We start from the raw sequence: 526 nt of genomic DNA, 5'->3' as shown, positions 1-526 counted from the left end.
GAATATCACGCTCAGTCGCCCCTTACCGCTGTCGGTCACGCCCTCTTTCACCACCAGTTTTCCCTCTTCATCTGGCCCCAGCGTGCCGCGAAAGCGCATGGCCTGCCTGCGGGTCTGCGCACTCCAGGCCAGCGCGGATAACGGCTCACCCGTCGCACGCTGACGATACTGCTTTGCCAGCTGGTGCCAGGCCTGTTCAGAACGGGCAGAGATCGGCACCACGCTGTCAGCCAGCGAAGAAGACCGGGTGTCAGATGCGGCTGCGGCAACATCAGGTCGGCTTAACACCACGTGCGCGTTGCTGCCACCGATACCAAAGGCACTGACACCAATTGCACGGCGGGGATCGTCAGCCTGCCAGCGTTCTGCACGTGTCAGCACGCGAAATGGACTGTGGCGCAGGTCGAAGGCCGGATTGGCACGGGTGAAATTGATTTGCGGTGTTAGCCAGCCGTGTTTGATTTGCAAAGCAGCTTTGATCAGTCCCGCCATTCCAGCCGCCGTTTCCAGATGCCCGACATTGGCC

General features: G+C 61.0%; 1 protein-coding gene. It reads right to left on the bottom strand.

The annotated features are described in order from the left end of the window. Positions 1-526, bottom strand: a 526-nt coding sequence (locus tag WH277_RS01230; protein WP_339503905.1) for a ketoacyl-synthetase C-terminal extension domain-containing protein, incomplete at both ends; no start/stop codon positions are given.

Source organism: Erwinia sp. MYb416 (assembly GCF_037479575.1).
Classification (GTDB): Bacteria; Pseudomonadota; Gammaproteobacteria; order Enterobacterales; family Enterobacteriaceae; genus Erwinia; species Erwinia rhapontici.
The sequence above is the reverse complement of the archived record's forward strand: the minus strand, read 5'-3'. Positions and strand labels throughout refer to the sequence as shown.